This window comes from Pseudogemmobacter sp. TB195 (assembly GCF_058313095.1).
In genome coordinates, this window is the sequence record NZ_JBZEGG010000009.1 from 1 (window position 1) to 15949 (window position 15949).

General features: G+C 62.8%; 17 protein-coding genes, 2 tRNA genes and 3 pseudogenes. 17 read left to right on the forward strand and 5 right to left on the reverse strand.

Annotated elements, in window-relative coordinates; genetic code table 11:
- The 6 genes and pseudogenes from AC4FS3_RS10555 to AC4FS3_RS10580 all read left to right on the forward strand — a co-directional run.
- Positions 1 to 77, forward strand: a tRNA-Met gene (locus tag AC4FS3_RS10555).
- A 145-nt stretch (positions 78 to 222) separates the two neighbouring features.
- Positions 223 to 618: an IS66-like element accessory protein TnpA gene (gene tnpA / locus AC4FS3_RS10560; RefSeq protein ID WP_491020538.1), complete on the forward strand. Its 396-nt coding sequence runs from the start codon at positions 223 to 225 to the stop codon at positions 616 to 618.
- The gene (tnpB, locus tag AC4FS3_RS10565) at positions 615 to 962 is read left to right on the forward strand and encodes an IS66 family insertion sequence element accessory protein TnpB (protein WP_491020539.1); all 348 of its coding nucleotides are present in this window, start codon (positions 615 to 617) and stop codon (positions 960 to 962) included. Before tnpA ends, tnpB begins: the two co-directional genes overlap by 4 nt.
- Before the next feature lie 57 nt (positions 963 to 1019).
- Positions 1020 to 2519 (forward strand): IS66 family transposase, encoded by a 1500-nt coding sequence (gene tnpC / locus AC4FS3_RS10570; protein WP_491020540.1) that lies wholly within the window; start codon positions 1020 to 1022, stop codon positions 2517 to 2519.
- Positions 2485 to 2706: pseudogene (locus AC4FS3_RS10575) on the forward strand (transposase); the annotation flags it as partial. The gene tnpC and the pseudogene AC4FS3_RS10575, both read left to right, overlap by 35 nt.
- Positions 2707 to 2951: 245 nt before the next feature.
- A pseudogene (locus AC4FS3_RS10580) lies at positions 2952 to 3164 on the forward strand (integrase core domain-containing protein); the annotation flags it as partial.
- A gap of 150 nt (positions 3165 to 3314) precedes the next feature.
- On the opposite strand, the gene AC4FS3_RS10585 reads toward AC4FS3_RS10580, so the two are convergent.
- Positions 3315 to 3614 (reverse strand): SH3 domain-containing protein, encoded by a 300-nt coding sequence (locus tag AC4FS3_RS10585; protein ID WP_491020541.1) that lies wholly within the window; start codon positions 3612 to 3614, stop codon positions 3315 to 3317.
- Positions 3615 to 3682: 68 nt separating this feature from the next.
- A complete protein-coding gene (locus AC4FS3_RS10590) occupies positions 3683 to 3961 on the reverse strand; it encodes a hypothetical protein (protein ID WP_491020542.1) in 279 nt (92 codons plus the stop codon).
- Positions 3962 to 4418: 457 nt separating this feature from the next.
- On the opposite strand from AC4FS3_RS10590, the gene AC4FS3_RS10595 reads away from it, so the two are divergent.
- From AC4FS3_RS10595 to AC4FS3_RS10610, 4 genes and pseudogenes are all read left to right on the forward strand, one after another.
- Positions 4419 to 5300 (forward strand): LysR family transcriptional regulator, encoded by an 882-nt coding sequence (locus AC4FS3_RS10595; protein WP_283178725.1) that lies wholly within the window; start codon positions 4419 to 4421, stop codon positions 5298 to 5300.
- A 212-nt stretch (positions 5301 to 5512) separates the two neighbouring features.
- Positions 5513 to 6385, forward strand: a complete 873-nt coding sequence (locus AC4FS3_RS10600) for a DUF481 domain-containing protein (protein ID WP_283176381.1) — start codon at positions 5513 to 5515, stop codon at positions 6383 to 6385.
- Positions 6386 to 6708: 323 nt separating this feature from the next.
- Entirely contained in the window at positions 6709 to 7353 is a 645-nt protein-coding gene (locus AC4FS3_RS10605) for a hypothetical protein (RefSeq protein WP_491020543.1), read from the forward strand.
- Between the two features lie 102 nt (positions 7354 to 7455).
- Positions 7456 to 7767, forward strand: a pseudogene (locus AC4FS3_RS10610) (transposase); the annotation flags it as partial.
- Between the two features lie 469 nt (positions 7768 to 8236).
- On the opposite strand, the gene AC4FS3_RS10615 reads toward AC4FS3_RS10610, so the two are convergent.
- Together AC4FS3_RS10615 and regB are read right to left on the reverse strand one after the other, a co-directional pair.
- A complete protein-coding gene (locus AC4FS3_RS10615) occupies positions 8237 to 9877 on the reverse strand; it encodes a PAS domain-containing protein (protein ID WP_491020544.1) in 1641 nt (546 codons plus the stop codon).
- Between the two features lie 85 nt (positions 9878 to 9962).
- Entirely contained in the window at positions 9963 to 11351 is a 1389-nt protein-coding gene (regB, locus tag AC4FS3_RS10620; RefSeq protein WP_491020545.1) for a sensor histidine kinase RegB, read from the reverse strand.
- A gap of 124 nt (positions 11352 to 11475) precedes the next feature.
- On the opposite strand from regB, the gene AC4FS3_RS10625 reads away from it, so the two are divergent.
- From AC4FS3_RS10625 to AC4FS3_RS10635, 3 genes are all read left to right on the forward strand, one after another.
- Positions 11476 to 12099, forward strand: coding sequence for an SCO family protein (locus AC4FS3_RS10625; protein ID WP_491020546.1), 624 nt, complete (start codon positions 11476 to 11478; stop codon positions 12097 to 12099).
- 97 nt (positions 12100 to 12196) lie between these two features.
- Positions 12197 to 12751, forward strand: coding sequence for an ActR/PrrA/RegA family redox response regulator transcription factor (locus AC4FS3_RS10630; RefSeq protein ID WP_283176377.1), 555 nt, complete (start codon positions 12197 to 12199; stop codon positions 12749 to 12751).
- 67 nt (positions 12752 to 12818) lie between these two features.
- A complete protein-coding gene (locus AC4FS3_RS10635) occupies positions 12819 to 13136 on the forward strand; it encodes an H-NS histone family protein (RefSeq protein ID WP_491020547.1) in 318 nt (105 codons plus the stop codon).
- A 115-nt stretch (positions 13137 to 13251) separates the two neighbouring features.
- On the opposite strand, the gene AC4FS3_RS10640 is transcribed toward AC4FS3_RS10635, so the two are convergent.
- Positions 13252 to 14148, reverse strand: a complete 897-nt coding sequence (locus tag AC4FS3_RS10640; protein WP_491020548.1) for an N-formylglutamate amidohydrolase — start codon at positions 14146 to 14148, stop codon at positions 13252 to 13254.
- 243 nt (positions 14149 to 14391) lie between these two features.
- On the opposite strand from AC4FS3_RS10640, the gene AC4FS3_RS10645 reads away from it, so the two are divergent.
- The 4 genes from AC4FS3_RS10645 (at position 14392) to AC4FS3_RS10660 (ending at position 15783) form a co-directional block, all read left to right on the forward strand.
- A tRNA-Val gene (locus AC4FS3_RS10645) sits at positions 14392 to 14466 on the forward strand.
- 77 nt (positions 14467 to 14543) lie between these two features.
- Positions 14544 to 14669 (forward strand): type B 50S ribosomal protein L36, encoded by a 126-nt coding sequence (gene ykgO / locus AC4FS3_RS10650; RefSeq protein ID WP_198837904.1) that lies wholly within the window; start codon positions 14544 to 14546, stop codon positions 14667 to 14669.
- 161 nt (positions 14670 to 14830) lie between these two features.
- Positions 14831 to 15133, forward strand: coding sequence for a hypothetical protein (locus tag AC4FS3_RS10655; RefSeq protein WP_283176376.1), 303 nt, complete (start codon positions 14831 to 14833; stop codon positions 15131 to 15133).
- Positions 15130 to 15783 (forward strand): glutathione S-transferase family protein, encoded by a 654-nt coding sequence (locus AC4FS3_RS10660; protein ID WP_491020549.1) that lies wholly within the window; start codon positions 15130 to 15132, stop codon positions 15781 to 15783. The genes AC4FS3_RS10655 and AC4FS3_RS10660 overlap by 4 nt, the downstream gene beginning before the upstream one ends.
- The last annotated feature ends 166 nt before the right edge of the window (positions 15784 to 15949 follow it).

Genomic DNA, 15949 nt, shown 5'->3' on the forward strand with positions numbered 1-15949 from the left:
CGCGGGGTGGAGCAGCCAGGTAGCTCGTCAGGCTCATAACCTGAAGGTCACAGGTTCAAATCCTGTCCCCGCAACCAAAACATCCTCAAAACCGCCCGCCCAAAAGGCGGGATTTTTGCGTTCCAAAGAAATCCCCAGAATGAACGCAACATCGCACCACACCCCGATCTGAAAGTAAGCGTCCGGGCTGACCGCTCTGCCGCGAGCACATAGAGCCGGATAGTGTCCACCATCGATAGTGGACACTATGGTGATTGCGTGGCGCGTCGGACGAAGCGACTTTGGACGGATGAGGAGAAGCGTTCGATCTGTTTCCAGACGGCGGCGCCGGGCGTTTCTGTGGCTCAGATGGCGCGGCGCTACGCGGTGAACGCGAACCTGATCTTCAAGTGGCTGCGCGATCCCCGTTATCCGCCGGACCCCACCTCGGTTGCGCCCCCAGCAGAGGAGGCGCGCTTTCTGCCCGTAGAAATCGTCGCGGAGACGAGGTCTGCCCCGGCAGCACCTGCCGCCGGGAACCGCATCGAGATCGAGCTGGCGGGCGGTCACCGGATGCGGATCAGCGGCAGCTATGATCCTGAGGCGCTGGCGCGGCTGATCCGGGGCCTGACAGCGTGATCCCGGTTCCGGCCAAGACGCGGGTCTGGTTGGCAGCCGGGGTCACCGACATGCGCAAGGGCTTTGCGGCCCTGGTGGCGCAGGCTGAGGCGGTGCTGAAGCAGGAGCCGTTTGGCGGACATCTCTTTGTCTTCCGTGGTCGCCGTGGCGATCTGGTCAAGGTCATCTGGTGGGACGGTCAGGGCGCGTGCATGTTCCTGAAGCGGCTGGAGAAGGGGCGGTTCGTCTGGCCCTCGGCCAAGGAAGGGAAGGTGGCGCTGTCGCCCGCACAGTTGTCAATGCTGCTGGAGGGGATCGACTGGCGGGCACCGCAGCGGACATGGCGGCCCTTGGCAGCGGGATAATCAGGGGGGCACAAGATAACGATTCCCACAAGGAATACAGTGGGATAAACTCCTTGCATGCTTGATCAGTCCCTGACCCTGCCGGAAGATCCCGAGGAACTGCGCAGCTTCACAGCGCGGCTCCTGGCCGAGGTCAAGGCGCAGGCGATCCTGATCGAGAAGCTGCGGCACCAGTTGGCAGGTCATCGGGCGCATCGGTTCGGGGCCTCGTCCGAGACGGCGGAACAGCTGCAACTGGCCCTCGAGACCAGCGAGATCGCCGCCGCCGCGATGACAGCACGGATGAAGCTGCCGGACATCGAGGAGAATGACAAACCCAAGCGCCGCCCGATCCCGGATCATATCCCGAGGATGGAAGTCGAGCTGACGCCCGGCTCGGACGCCTGTGCCGAGTGCGGCGGTCGCCTGCGCCAGATCGGCGAAGACGTCACCGAAGAACTCGAGTATGTCCCAGGCCGCTTCATCGTGAACCGGATCGTCCGGCCTCGGCTGACCTGCGCCTGCTGCGAACGCTTCGTCCAGGCGCCGCTTCCGTCGCGCCCCATCGAGCGCGGCCGCCCAGGGCCAGGCCTGCTGGCCCATGTCCTGGTTAGCAAATACGCCGATCACCTGCCGCTCTACCGCCAGAGCCAGATCTTCGACCGCGAAGGTCTCGACCTCAACAGATCGACCCTGGCCGATTGGGTGGGCAAATCCACGGCCCTGCTGGAACCCCTCGCAGATGCTATCGGCCGCCATGTCCTGTCGGCCGAGGCGATCTTCGCCGACGACACGCCGGTCAGCATGCTCGCCCCCGGAACCGGCAAGACCCAGACGGCACGGCTCTGGACCTATGCGCGCGACGAACGGCCGTGGGGCGGCACTGCACCACCCGCCGCCTGGTATCGCTTCTCGGGTGATCGGAAGGGCCAGCATCCCAAGGACCATCTCGCCCGCTTCCGCGGCTGGATGCATGCAGACGGATATGCCGGGTTCGAGGACCTTTACCGCGCGGGCACCATCCGCGAGGTCGCCTGCATGGCCCATGTCAGGCGCAAGTTCGTCGACATCCACCGCTCGCAGGGCTCCCCCATCGCCGAAGAGGCCATTGCCCGGATCGCGCAACTCTATGCCGTCGAGAAGGAGGCCCGAGGGTCACCGCCAGATCGCCGCGCTGAACTGCGAAGCACCCATTCCGCCCCGATCTTCGACGATCTGGAGCGCTGGCTTGCCATGCAACTCACCACGATCTCGGGCAAATCCCCGCTTGCTGCGGCCATCCGCTATGCCCTGGCCCGCATGGAAAGCCTGCGGCCCTATCTCGACAACGGCATGCTGGAGTTGGACAATAACACCGCCGAACGCGGCATGCGCGCCATCGCTCTTGGGCCGAAGAACTACCTCTTCGTCGGCTCGGAAGCGGGCGGAAAGGCCGCTGCCATCGCCTACACCCTCATCGAGACGGCCAAGCTCAACGCCGTCGATCCCCACGCATGGCTCGCCAACACCCTCGCCCGCATCCCGGACTACAAGATCACAAAGGTTGACGACCTGCTCCCATGGCGCCGGAACGGATAGCGGTCAGGCCGGACGTTTACCCGAAGATCAGATCGTCGGCATTTTGAAAGAGCATGAGACGGGGGTTTCCGTCGCCGATCTATGCCGCAAGAATGGCGTCAGCGGTGCCACCGTTTACAAGGGCAAGGCCAGGTCTGGCGGTATGGATGTCAGCGAGGCAAAGGGGCTGAAGCGGCTAGAGGTGGAGGAGGATCAGGAAACGATCCGGGGGGATCGTTTCCCCGATGACACTGCACGTGCGCCGCCTTGGCGGGAGGAAGCCGGCCATCCGCACGCGGGCACCGATGACGCTGCCGGTCATGCCGAACCAGCGCTGGTTGTTGGACCCTCGCAATGGTTACTCGAACCAGTTGCGCTCCATGGCTCGACATCCGATCAACTAACGGATGGTAGTCGCTTCCGGATCATGACCGTGGTGGATGACTGCGCGCGGGAAAGCCGGCCCAGAATGCCCTCATTGAGAGCTTCAACGGAATCCTGCGCGACGAGTTGTTGAACGAGACCCAGTTCCCGCCCCTGCACCATGCCCGCGCAACCCTGGCCGCCTGGTGCACGGACGATAACGCTGAACGGCCCCACTCCCTTCTCGACTGGCAGACCCTAGCCGAGTTTGCCCAAACCTTTGCCCTGCAACGGGGTTTGGCGCTGCGCAACCTGCAAGGCACTGTACCAGCCCACGTTGCTCAACTCACCCGAATGGGCAGAACTCAAGCCCGGAGCTCGCTCACGCCGGATAAAAGTCAGAGGCACCGTCACGGTCAGAGTATAACCGTTGGCCTCAGAACGGGCGAGAGATCACAGTTTCCGCAGGTAGGATGCCGACACGTAGCCCTTAAGCGCGCGGGCTTGCTTAAGTGAGACCTTGCACCAGCGCGTGCTGCCGCTTTGCTCGCAGCTGTGAACCCTGACCAATGTGCCATTCGGCAGTCCGAGGATGATGGTGTAGCCAATGCCGGGTCCGGATCGCATTTTCAGCATATCTTCGGCCTCAACCCCGACAACCTCATACTCTCCGGCAACACCGGCCTGTAGCGGTGACATGAGGGTGATGGCGAAAACCACGGAGGTTGCCATCAGAAAGATAGTATTGCGCATCTGTTTCTCCTGCGCTGGTTTCGGCCCGCTTGTGGTGGCGGGTCCCGCCTCGACAGGCTTCGAAGGCCTCACCCCAGAAGCAGCGCGTCCTGAGCCACAGTGACGATCGCGGTGTCGCCCTTATAGCGGATCCCGAATCTTCGCTTCGGATAGGGCGCGATCTGGGCCAGCCTCTCGGCCGTTGCCGATACGCCAAGCGCCAGAAGGACCTCGATCACCTCAAGCTGAAACTCGGGCGTGGCGGTCAGAAAGCGCACCCGCGCCTGCTTAACGCCCCGCAGCTGAATGCTGAGGTAACGGATGTCATCATCGTCCAGCCGGATAAAGCTCTGCTCGTCCTGAGGCACTGTACTGCTCGCCTTCTTGTTGAGCGGCACGGGTATCATGATCGGCACGCGAGCGCCATGCCGGGGTTACCGCTATCGGCGGCGATCAGCACCACCCACAGCAGGGAGGGGCAAGGGCAAGCGGAATTTACACGAACGATGCCGATCTAATAATGCGTGCCGGGACTGCGCCATCCCGGAAACATGTCAGGCTATAGGTGCACGGAGGATTGACGTCATCAGGATCAAAGCGCCGATATTCCATCTTCGACGCCTCGAAAACGCCGGCTGCCCGTCCTGCGCACCGATGAGGCAGGCTCAGCGTAGGCGCTTGACCGGGGAGGGGCGTCGCGCCGGTCGTTTGCCTTCCGGGCGAGATCCCGCATGGAAGCGCCCCTGCCGGCAGGCTGTCCGTTGACTTCTGACTTCTGGCGGGGCGAGTGGGTCTCGTCTCAGTGCGGAGGATCAGGCCATAGAACTGCAACTTGTCCGAACCTTTATGGAGACGGCGGAAACCGGATCCTTTGCCGCAGCCTCGGAGCGGCTTTTTGTCACGCAATCGGCGGTCAGTCTCCGGATCCAGCGGCTCGAAGAGCAGCTGGGCCGCCCGCTTTTCACCCGATCCAAAGACGGGGTGGCGCTGACAGCGGCAGGTCGTGAGTTTCGTGGCTTTGCCATTGCAATCCTGCGCAACTGGGAACAGGCCCGGCTGCGGGTCTCGGCATCTGGTGACGAAGGCCTGCGCCTGGTGATCGGCTCAGAGCCCTCGCTCTGGCCGCGCCTCGGATTTGGCTGGCTGGATCTGTTGCGCGCCCGCCTGCCCGATCTTGCTTTGCGGGCTGAGATGGCGCGGGCGGAAACGCTGACGCATAACCTGTTGCAAGGCGGGATCGATGTCGCCCTGTCCTATTCCGTCGCGAACCGGCCCGGGATCCATGCAGAGCAGCTGCTTGATGACCAGCTGGTGCTGGTCTCGTCGCGCCAGGGGCTGACCGTCGCGGATCTGGGCGAAAATTATGCGCTGGTGGATTGGGGACCCGAGTTCATGCGCTTTCACGAAGAGGCGCTCCCCTCGCTGCATGGCACACGTCTGCAACTGGCCTTCGGCTCGCTGGCCGCGCTGTTTATCCAGACCCGCCCCTTTGCAGCCTATCTTCCCGCCCGGCATGCAAAGCGCTTTCTCGACCTGGCGCAGCTGCATCCGGTCGCGAATGCGCCGGTTTTCCAGCTTCCGGTCTGGTCTTTGTGGCGCGATGACCTCGGCGAGAAGCTGCTCGCTGTTGCAAAGGAAACACTGCTGGAAGCCGCCAGCCAGGCGTCAGACACCAATGCCGAAGTGCTTGCGTTGCGCGAAACATGAACAAAGTTCACTGCATCTGCCTGAGATAAAACAAGAAAAATCCTTTCATCAGCCCCGTGCAGTGCCATTTCCCCAGAAAAGATCTGGTTCCACGAGTAATTCTCGGGGATGGCTCAAGTTTCGTGAAGGTTCCGAATCCCGGCAAAACAACCAATTCCTTCTCATCAACCGCCCCTGAGTTGGGACGGACGTAACCCGTGAAAGGAATTGCCATGAAACCGCTCTATCTGACTTCAGCCATCCTGGCGCTCGGACTGACGGCGCCTGCCTTCGCACAGACTGACATTGTCGGGATTTCATCGATTGATGACCAGATCGAGGATGTTGAGCGCGATGTCGCCCGGGATATGGCCCGCGCCGAGGACAATGCCCGTTTCGGCAGCCCGGATTTCCGTCAGGGCTTTTCGGGCTCGGCCTCGATCGGCTATTCCGGCAAGACCGGCAACAATGAATCGCAGGACCTGACCATCGGTCTGCGTGTTCGCCACGGCGCCGGAGCCTTCAGCCAGACCATCGGCGCAGTGATCGATTATTCCGAGGCCGACAACAAGTCGACCAAGCGTGATGTCTTCGGTATCTATGACGCGACCTATTCCTTCGATGACCGCTTCTACGGTTTCGTGCTGGGTCGGGTTGTGTCGGACGGTCTCGCCGACCGGCTGACGGATGAACAGCGCGCCGATGCGATCAGCGATACCGAACAGCTGCGTGGCCAGACGCAACAGGACGCTTTCCTCGGCGTGGGTCCGGGCTACCGCATCATCAACGAGACGGATATGGCCTGGCGCGTGCAGGCTGGTGTCGGTGTCAGCTATCTGAAGAATGGTCTGGGGGAGTCGACCACCGAGACCGGCTACATCGCGTCGTCGCGCTTCTACTACAAGATCAACGATAACGTATTCTTCACCAATGACACCGACGTGCTGAATTCGGACTCCGCGCTGCGGGCGAACAACGATCTCGGCGTCAACTTCAAGGTGACTGACGCGATCTCGACCCGGGTCAGCTACCTGACCGAATACAATGACAGCCGGGCAATCCGCACGGATAACAAACTCGGCCTGTCGCTGGTCTTCGGTTTCTGAGCCCACTGACAGGAATGGGAAGGGGATCTCCTCCCTGGCGGCGGCCTGTAACAAGGCCGCCGCTGCCTTGTTTGTGCGCCGGTGTCGCAGTCCCGAATATGTGCCTGGGCTTACCTAGTGGGAGAGAACCTCACTCGTATTGTCGATTGTTCGTCGTGAACCTGAATCTGGCAGCGCTCGGCTTCCATCGCCACGCCGCCGCACGGACTGCTCGTCCCAGATACGACCCGGCAATGCTCCTGAAGCTGTTCATCTATGGCTAACTGAACTGCATCCCGTCCAGCCTGCGGCTGGAGCCGGAGGCCGGGCGCAATGTGGACCTTATGTTGCTGACCGGCCGACGGGGCCCCGATCCCACGACCATCACCGATTTCAGGCGCAATAATCGTGCTGCCATCCGGAAGACCTGCGCAGAGTTCGTTCAGCTCTGTCGTCCGACCGGTGTGCTGAAGGGCGACACAGTTGAAGGCGACGGCAGCAAATTCATGGCGGTCAACAACCGCGACCGTAACTTCAGCAAGGGGACGGTTGCCAGCCGCCTGGCGCACGTGAAAGCCGAGGCCGGGCGTTATATCGACGAGGCCGAACGGCTCGACTGTTGGGGAATGGGCGAGGCCGGCGCCGAACGTACCGCCCGTCTGACCGGCTGGGATCATGGCCTCCTGCGTGAGATTGAACGGCTTCCGTCAAAGGAGCGGGCCTTGGGTCATGCGCCGGACGGTCAGATATCTCGGACCGATTCCGACGCGCGTGCCATCGCTCCCCGCGCGCAGCACAGCGGGACTGTTGGCTATAATGTCCAAAGCGTTGTCGATGCCGAGACCCATCTGATCGTTCCCCACGACATCCTCGCCTGCTATAAGGGAGGCATTACCGCGACCGTGCCGCGTTCGGACATGTCGGACATGTCGGGCAGTCGGGCCAAAGGGCTCTTTGTGACACCCAATTTCGCCTGTGAGCCGGGTTGAGCCGAGTGCCGATGAATATCGCTGCCCGGCAGGCCAGGTTTTGATGCATCGCACCTCGACTGAGCAGCAGGGAATGCTCATGCGGCGCTAACGGCCAACGCATGCAAGGCGTGCGATCTCAAGGATCGCTGCACGACGGGACATGAGCGCCGGGTGTTACGGTGGAAGCACGAGCATCTTGTCGATGTGTCGCACGCCAGGCGGCACAGCCCCGCTGACGAACGAGGGGTCGTTGTGCGACCGGCGGCCATCCCTTCGGTACCATCAAAGCCTGGGGGGGGGCGCAGTCATTTCCGGACGCACGGCCTGAAAAGCGTGAGAACGGGTATGGGCCTCAATGTCCTCGCCTGGAATATCAGACGCATGATCTCGCTGATCGGAATCGGAGGACTGATGCGCGCGGTCCAGAATTGATCTGGCCGCGAAGACGCCAGATTTGCTATCGGAAAACCCGTATAGAAAGCCCCCCTCGAAATCCGAAATCCGGGTCCGCAATTACCGGACTGAGTCAGGCAGCGGCAATCACCAGTCACCGACTGGCTGATTTCATACAGCCTCCGCCCGTGGCTGCCGGGGATCGCAGGACGCCTCATATGACAGATGGTTTCGGGTTTATGGCGCCTCTGTTGTCCAGACGAGGTGAGGCTTTACCGGGGCAGATCGTGAAGCGTCGCATGATGCCCAGGTAAACGGGCCGAACCGCGCGAAACCTCCGTGTACGGGCCGGATCAGGCGACGGCGCAGGTCGGCGGCTTTTCCGTTGATGCGTCTTGTGATTCGCCGCGGCAGGGAGGCGCAAAAATCAGACTGCCGATCGTGAATTGGCGCGAAGTCCCGCAGGCTGTGGTGCCGCAAGACCGGCCCGGGGCGCCACGGGGACGGCTCAGGCAATCAGCATAGCGCGGGAGCCACCGGCCTCCCCCGTGGCGGCGGGCTCTGACAGGCGGAATGTGACAAGCGTTGCGCCATGCGGCATTGGTGCGACGCGGCAGGAAAAGGCGCGGCCGTCAGTCATGCGCAGATCGCCGTCCCAGGCCTCCCGGGTGCCGAACAGGCCGATGAACTCTTCAAGATCATTCCACAGGAGCGTCGGGGCGGTTTTTTCGCGCCAGAAGTGGATCGCCTTGCCGCCATTGCTGTTATCCGGCCCTTCCAGCGGGCTTTGCCCCCAGAGCCGGGTCGCCGCCGCATTGGCCATTGCAACCGATCCATCCTGGGCGAAGACCACGACCGCATCCGGCAAGCCGTCGATCACCGCCTGGCCGAGTTCCAGATCTGCACGGTAGCGGCGGGTGCGGGTCATTTCGGTCGAGATATCTTCCAGCATGAAGGCAAGTGCACCATTGGGATGCGGCCGCCCGGTGACCCGCCAGGTGCGGCCCGATGGCAGGGCCCAGGTTTCCTCGAACAGGCCTTCAGCAGCGGCTTTCTCCATCTCGGCCATCTGGCGCCGCCAGGAGCGGTAATCCTTCGGCTCCGGCAGCATCGAGCGTTCGCGCAATGCGTCGAGCAACGCCGGCAGGCTTGGGCGCGCGATCAGGAATTCCACCGGCAGCCCGGTCAGATCCAGCATCGCTGGATTGAACATCTGCAAAACCCGCGATTTGTCGAAAATCGCGAGGCCTATCGGCAGCTGCGCAAAGGTCTTGGCCAGGGTCTGGGTGAAGTCACGCAGGCTGCTTTCCGCCGCGACCAGCCCGTCGGCGGGCAGGGCATAACACAGACGCCCTGCATTGCTGCCCCGCCCGGGCAGGGGGCGCGACAGGACATCATACCACTGGACCGTTTGGCCCAGCGTCAGCGAGGCGCGGGTCGCATTGGGTAATCCCCGTGATTTCGCGGCAAGGGCGCTGGTTTTGGCGGAACCGGCTTCAGGGTCATCCGGTTTGCGCGGAAAGATTGCGGGGAGGGGCCAGGCGAGTTCCTTGCCGGGTTCCAGCCGCTCGGCCGCCGCTGCGAGATAGGGGCCATTGGCCCAGATCACCTCGCCATCTGCCGTTTCGCGCCAGATCGGCAGCGGCGCGCGCGCAAGCGTGTCATGCAGCCCGGCCAGCTCATCGCGCAGCGCAAGTTCCGCCAGGCCGTCCGAGCCGGGCCGGGCGGCCTCGCCCTCGCCATCCACCAGGGTCAGCCGTGTCAGCCCGCCCAGATATTCGGCGCGCAGTACCATCGGCGGGGTGACATCCTCGCGCGAGCAGAGCACGAAACGTCCCTCACGCTGCAACCCTTCCAGCCGCGTCCAGAGCCCGGGGAACATCGGCTCGAGCCGCGAGAGAGCCCGGAACCAGGGGCCGCCGGATTCGACCCCGGTCGCCATCAGCGCGCGGGCCGGAGGGGTGGCATCGACCAGCGCCTCGCCATCGAAAATGAACACGGTTTCAGGCAGGACGGATCCGAAGACCGAGGATGCTGCCGGGCTGCGCGACTGCACCGCCGCCATGACGAGAAGACAGGCGAGTGCAATCAGGGCCGCAGTGATCACCAGCCCGCTTGCGAATATCCAGTCCGCTTCCATACCTGGCATGCAATCAGCCCACTGCTTCACGTTCCGGTGAAGAGGTTAATGTGCGATGCGTTAATTGCGGGTTAATGCTGAAACAGCGCCGCTGTCAGATCTCGATCTGCGCATTGGCGGCGCCCGGCGCGATGTCTGAGGCGAGGAGATCCGCCTTGCGCCAGCGGACCCCGATCAGCGCGCCTGACCGTTCCTGGCGGTCGGCGTCGGGCAGGAACGGATCATGGGCATTGGTGAAGGTCAGACTTGCGCCGGTGCGCTCGAGCAGCGTTTTGGCGATGAACAGGCCAAGACCCATGCCCTCATATTCCGGGCGCCGGCTCAGATCCTGTTCGTTGCGGCGCGAGCGCACGAAGGGGTCGCCGATCCGGTTGATCACATTGGGCGGATAGCCAGGCCCGTCATCGACGATGCGCAGCGCGATATGGTCGCCGCTCCAGTCATACTGGATCCAGACATGGCCTGCCGCGAAATCGACTGCGTTCTGGATCAGGTTGCGCAACCCGTGGATAGTTTCGGGGCTGCGGCGCACCATCGGTTCGCGCAGGGCGCTGCTGGCGGGGCCGGGTTCGAACACCAGCTCTTTGCCGCGGTTCATATGCGGCTCTGCGGCCTCGCGCAGCAGGGTCGAAAGCGGCGCCTGGCGCAGCTGGAGATCGTCTTTGCCGGCCCGCCCCATGCCATGCAGAATGTCGCGGCAGCGGTCGGCCTGTTCGCGGATCAGCCGCGCATCGGCCAGCAGCTCCGGCTGATCCGACAGCTCGTCCATCAGCTCGGCCGAGACCAGTTTGATCGTTGCGAGCGGCGTCCCGAGCTCATGCGCCGCCGCTGCGACTACGCCGCCAAGATCGGTCAGCTTCTGTTCGCGCGCGAGCGCCATCTGGGTTGCGAGCAGCGCATCCGAGAGCGCCCGGCTCTCGCGCGCGACGCGGCGGGCATAGACGCCGAGAAAGACGATGCCGACCACGATGGCCGCCCAGAAGCCAAAGGTGAAAAGCCGCGGGATGGTCAGCGTGATGCCACCCGCAAGGGTGATCGGGATATTCACCACCGCCAGGCCCGAGACCATCGCAATCGAAGCCGTGCCCAGGATCATTGTCGGGCCGATCCCGAGCACCGAGGCTGAAATGGTGACCGGCGCGATGAACAGAAGCGCGAAAGGATTGGTCAGCCCGCCGGTGACAAAGACCAGAAACCCAAGCTGGCAGAGATCAAACAGCAGCGACAGGAGCGCGCCGGTTTCGCTCAGTCTGCGGTTGCCGGGAAAGATGAAGGTCACGATCAGATTGACGATGACCGAGGCCCCGATGGCGAGCAGGCAAAGCCCCAGCGGCAGCGCGATCCCGAACCACAGATCGGCGAGGGAGATGGCCGCAAGCTGACCGCAGATCGCCAGCCAGCGGATGAGGATCAGCGTCCTGAGCCAGACGCGGTCTGCCGCACCTGTTCCGGCGACAAAACCAAAGCCCGCGATTTGTCGCATTGTGAATGCGCCTTTACTCGTATCGTTATGCCTTGTTACGGCCCGCGCTCCAGGGGATCAATGGGGCAACTGGACAGCGAGGAAGCTCCGCGGGGCGTTCCTGGTGGCAAAAGCGGAGAAGGCGATGAACAGGATTTACGCAATCGGAGCGGCGGGGCTGCTGGCCGCGCTGATAGGGGGGACGGCGGGCTATCTGTTCTTTGCCGGCCAAAGCAATGCCGATCCGCTGGCGCAATGTCGTGAAGGGAATGTCGGCGGCGCAGATATTGGCGGGCCGTTTACGCTTCTCGACAAAACCGGCACTGAGGTGACCGATAAAGAGGTGATCACCCGGCCGACACTGGTTTATTTCGGCTATACATTCTGCCCCGATGTCTGCCCCTTCGATATGTCACGAAATGCCGAGGCCCTGGATTTGCTGAAGGACGCGGGTCGCGATGTCGGGCTGGTTTTCGTCACGGTCGATCCCAAGCGGGATACACCTCAGGTTGTGGGCGATTACGCAGAAGCCTTCAGCGAAACGGCGATTGGTCTGACGGGCACTCCGGAACAGATTGACGCTGCGGCAAAGGCGTATCGCGTCTATTATAACCTCCAGCCGGCCACCGATGATTTCTATATGGTTGACCATTCGGCCTTTACCTATCTGATGCTGCCCGGTATCGGTTTTGCCGATTTTTACCGCCGCGATGCGACACCCGAACAGATCGCCAAAGGCGTCGGATGTATGCTGGATGTAACGGGCTGAATTGACCCCGGCCGTCCAGGACCGTAAATTCTGCCAGACCGGGGAAGCCTCTCCGGGTCTGGCATTCGGGTCAGGCACCCGTCAGGAGAGATAGCGAATGTCCGGAGATCTGCATGCCGAGCTGGGGCCGGATCGGACCCTTTTGCTGGTCGATGATGACGAGCTTTTCGTCAAACGCCTTGCCAGGGCAATGGAAAAGCGTGGCTTCCAGCCCGAGACGGCAGAAAGCGTGGCGGTGGGCCGGCAGATCGCCCAGACCCGCCCGCCGGCCTATGCGGTGGTTGATCTGCGGCTTGAGGATGGCAATGGGCTCGATGTGGTGGAGACGCTGCGTGAAAAGCGGCCCGATTGCCGGATCGTGGTGCTGACCGGATATGGTGCGATTGCGACGGCGGTTGCGGCGGTGAAAATCGGCGCGCTGGACTACCTGTCGAAACCGGCTGATGCGGATGATGTTACAAATGCGCTTCTGGCCAAAGGCGAGGCTTTGCCGCCGCCGCCGGAAAATCCGATGTCGGCGGACCGGGTTCGCTGGGAACATATCCAGCGCGTTTACGAAATGTGTGACCGTAATGTTTCCGAAACGGCACGCAGGCTGAACATGCATCGCCGTACTTTGCAGCGGATTCTTGCAAAACGCAGCCCACGCTGAAGGCTTTAATTGCGGCCCGCATTTATTTGCAATAGGGAAGGCTCATGATGAGTATCAGGAGCACTGAATGGAACTCGATCTCAATTCCCTTGATCTGAAAGATCTGAAATCGCTGCAGGCGAAAGTCGGCAAAGCCATTTCGACTTTTGAGGATCGTCGCAAGAAAGAAGCGCTGGCAAAGCTGGACGAAACCGCGCGCGAGCTCGGTTTTGCGTCGCTGGCGGAACTGACCGGGACGGCGGCTCCGCGCAAGCGGGCGCTGGTTGGCGCCAAATATGCCAATCCGGCCAATCCGGCAGACACCTGGTCCGGTCGTGGCCGCAAGCCGCGCTGGTATGCCGAGGCGCTGGCTTCGGGCAAAAACGAATCTGACCTGCTGATCTGAGCCGGATTTCCGGCGGTGGTATTGCCCGTTCAGCGACGGGCAGCGCCTGACTGCGCGACAGGTATGGCGGGCAGGAGAGGACTGAGCCCTTCTCTGCCCGCTGCACCGGTCGTGTCTATTCCGCCGCGAGCGGGGGCCGGCTGCTGGTCATCAGCCCGGCGGCGTGGATATCTGCCCCGGTCACTTCGGCAATGACCCCGGTGATCAGCTGGCGAAACCCTTCGAAACCCCCATGCGGCTCGATTCGCGCTTCATCCATGTAAAGCTGGCGGTCGATCTCGATCTGGACGGCGTGAACATTGCGCGAGGGCCGGCCATAGGCCTGGGTGATATAGGCGCCGGCAAAGGGCATATTGCGGCTGACGCGCAGACCGGCCGCTTCGAAAGCGCCGGCGATCTGATCGACCACATCCCGGCCCGCACTGGCGCCGAAGCGATCCCCCAGAACGATTTGTGGCCCGGGCTGGCCACCCCGCGATTGCAGATCTGCCGCCTCATGTGGCATCGAGTGGCAGTCAAACAGCACCGCCTTGCCAAATGTCTCGCGGGTCTCTTCGATCAGCCCGCGCAGCGCATCATGCCAGGGATGCCAGAAGCTTTGCAGTCGCGCTTCCGCCTCAGGGCGGGCCATTTTGCCGCGATAGATGTGCCGCCCGCCTGCGACCACGCGGGGAATCACCCCGAGCCCCGAAGAGATTCGCGGATTATGTGCCGGTCGCTCCACCCCTTCGATCACCGCCGGGTCCAGCTCATCCGGGCCCCGGTTAAGATCGACAAAGGCGCGCGGTGCCCTGGCGGCAAGCAGGGGCGCACCAAGCGCGGGGGCTGCGCCGAACAGCTGATCGATGAACGCATCCTCGGAAGAGCGGATCGCATGGCTGTCCAGCGCGCTGCCCTGCAGAAAATCCGGCGGATAGATGCGCCCGGAATGCGGCGAGGAAAAAACGACCGGGCAGGTCTGTTGCCCGGGCCGGTGCAGAATATACGCGTCGGAAGAGGTGATTCCTTGCAAAATGGCCTCGGTTCAAGCAGGGACGGGCTGGCGCGGCAGAAGTCCCGGCTGAAAATCAGGGCGGGATTTCCTCTTCCTGGCGGTATCCTGCGATATAACGTCATAATTCTTCGTTCCGAAACCCCTTGCGGCCAGGATATGGGTTGAGTATAGACCCCTCCACGCCGACGCGGTCAGCCGCGCCTTAATGGTTTTGCCTTGATGGCCAGATCAGAGAAGCGCGGGCAGAGTGTAGGTCAGAGTGGGCGGTTAGCTCAGCGGTAGAGCACTACGTTGACATCGTAGTGGCCACTGGTTCGATCCCAGTACCGCCCACCATTTCATCGCTTTTGGGGTCATACCCGGGGCACGGGTTAATCAGGCGCGTGATGCGCCGCGAAGGACAGGAGACAGCCATGAAGGTTGCCAATTCGCTCCGCTCGCTGAAGACGCGTCACCGCGATTGCCAGGTCGTGCGCCGCAAGGGCCGGGTCTATGTGATCAATAAGACGCAGCGTCGCTACAAAGCCCGCCAGGGTTGAGTGCAGCTACCAGCTGACGGATACAGGGCCGCTTCGGGAAACCGGAGCGGCCTTTTCCATTTCCGGCGCATCTGACTGCCGCTGCGGTTGACACTGCGAATCGCCCGCACCAGTCTGGCCGGTGATGATACCCGGCACCTGTCCCTCTGGTGGAGATTGCCATGCCCCTGCCTTTTGTTCCGCTGGCGTTGCGAATCGGTCTGGCCGCTGTGGCGGGCTATGGCTTTGTGAGATGGGTGACCCCAAGGGCCGGCGAGGGGCGGCGCGATCAGCGTGCCGAGGATGCGCTGGATGATCTTGGCGAAGGTCTCTTGCTGCACAAAACGGCGAGCGGCGCTGCTCCGGAGGCGCGGCAGCAAAATGCCAGCCTGCGGCTGAAGCGGATCATCGGCTTTCGCGGCCGGGAATGGGAAATCGACGCAGGCCTTATCGCGAGGCTGCGGTTCAGGGAGCGACGGCAGTGACTGACGGAAAAGCGGGGCCCGAAGGCAAAACGGGCGCGGGGCTTCAGCTTTATGGCGGGCCGACCTCGCCCTATGTGCGCAAGGTGCAGGTCATGGCGATCGAGGCCGGGCTGGGGCCAATTGCGATGATCCAGGCGTCAGCCACTCCGGTAGATTCGGGCTTGCCGGCGGTGGCGGCGGTCAACCCGCTGGGTAAGGTGCCGGCACTGGTGACGCCTTCGGGCGAGGCGCTGTTTGACAGCCGTGTGATCACGCGCTGGCTCGATGCTTATGCCGGAAGTGGCTTCTACCCGGAGGGCGAAGCGCTCTGGCCGGTGCTGACGCTGGAGGCGCTGGCCGATGGCGTTCTCGATGCCGCGCTGCTGATGGTCTATGAGGCGCGGCTGCGCCCCGAGGAAAGCCGTTTTACCCCCTGGATCGAAGGGCAATGGGCCAAAATCGCCAGGGCTCTGGATCTGGTCGAGGCTGCGCGCCTTTCGGATCTGCAGGGCGTGCTGACGGCGGGGCAGATCGCGCTCGGCGTGGCTCTTGGCTATGTCGATTTCCGCCTTGGTGCGCGGAACTGGCGGGCCGGACGACCCGGGCTCGCGGCCTGGGAGGCCGGATTTGCGGCACGTCCGTCGATGCTGGAAACCGTCCCGAAGGGGTAGCTGCGGGCCGCAGCGCCTGCGGCATGTTCGCATCAATCGCCTTTATCCTTGAATTTGATGGCGATTGCGTCGGATTGTTCGCTGGACGATCTATCACGGCTTGTTTACAACCGCGCCCGTCAGGGCAGCCGGGAATCCGTCTGCCCCCACACAAATATCTGGCCGC

Excerpts from the sequence above, each read along its gene's own strand:
- tnpC (WP_491020540.1), top strand. The coding sequence starts at position 1,020 with ATGCTTGATCAGTCCCTGACCCTGCCGGAAGATCCCGAGGAACTGCGC.
- AC4FS3_RS10585 (WP_491020541.1), bottom strand. The coding sequence starts at position 3,614 with ATGCGCAATACTATCTTTCTGATGGCAACCTCCGTGGTTTTCGCCATC.
- AC4FS3_RS10600 (WP_283176381.1), top strand. The coding sequence starts at position 5,513 with ATGAAACCGCTCTATCTGACTTCAGCCATCCTGGCGCTCGGACTGACG.
- AC4FS3_RS10605 (WP_491020543.1), top strand. The coding sequence starts at position 6,709 with ATGTTGCTGACCGGCCGACGGGGCCCCGATCCCACGACCATCACCGAT.
- AC4FS3_RS10615 (WP_491020544.1), bottom strand. The coding sequence starts at position 9,877 with ATGCCAGGTATGGAAGCGGACTGGATATTCGCAAGCGGGCTGGTGATC.
- regB (WP_491020545.1), bottom strand. The coding sequence starts at position 11,351 with ATGCGACAAATCGCGGGCTTTGGTTTTGTCGCCGGAACAGGTGCGGCA.
- AC4FS3_RS10625 (WP_491020546.1), top strand. The coding sequence starts at position 11,476 with ATGAACAGGATTTACGCAATCGGAGCGGCGGGGCTGCTGGCCGCGCTG.
- AC4FS3_RS10630 (WP_283176377.1), top strand. The coding sequence starts at position 12,197 with ATGTCCGGAGATCTGCATGCCGAGCTGGGGCCGGATCGGACCCTTTTG.
- AC4FS3_RS10635 (WP_491020547.1), top strand. The coding sequence starts at position 12,819 with ATGGAACTCGATCTCAATTCCCTTGATCTGAAAGATCTGAAATCGCTG.
- ykgO (WP_198837904.1), top strand. The coding sequence starts at position 14,544 with ATGAAGGTTGCCAATTCGCTCCGCTCGCTGAAGACGCGTCACCGCGAT.
- AC4FS3_RS10655 (WP_283176376.1), top strand. The coding sequence starts at position 14,831 with ATGCCCCTGCCTTTTGTTCCGCTGGCGTTGCGAATCGGTCTGGCCGCT.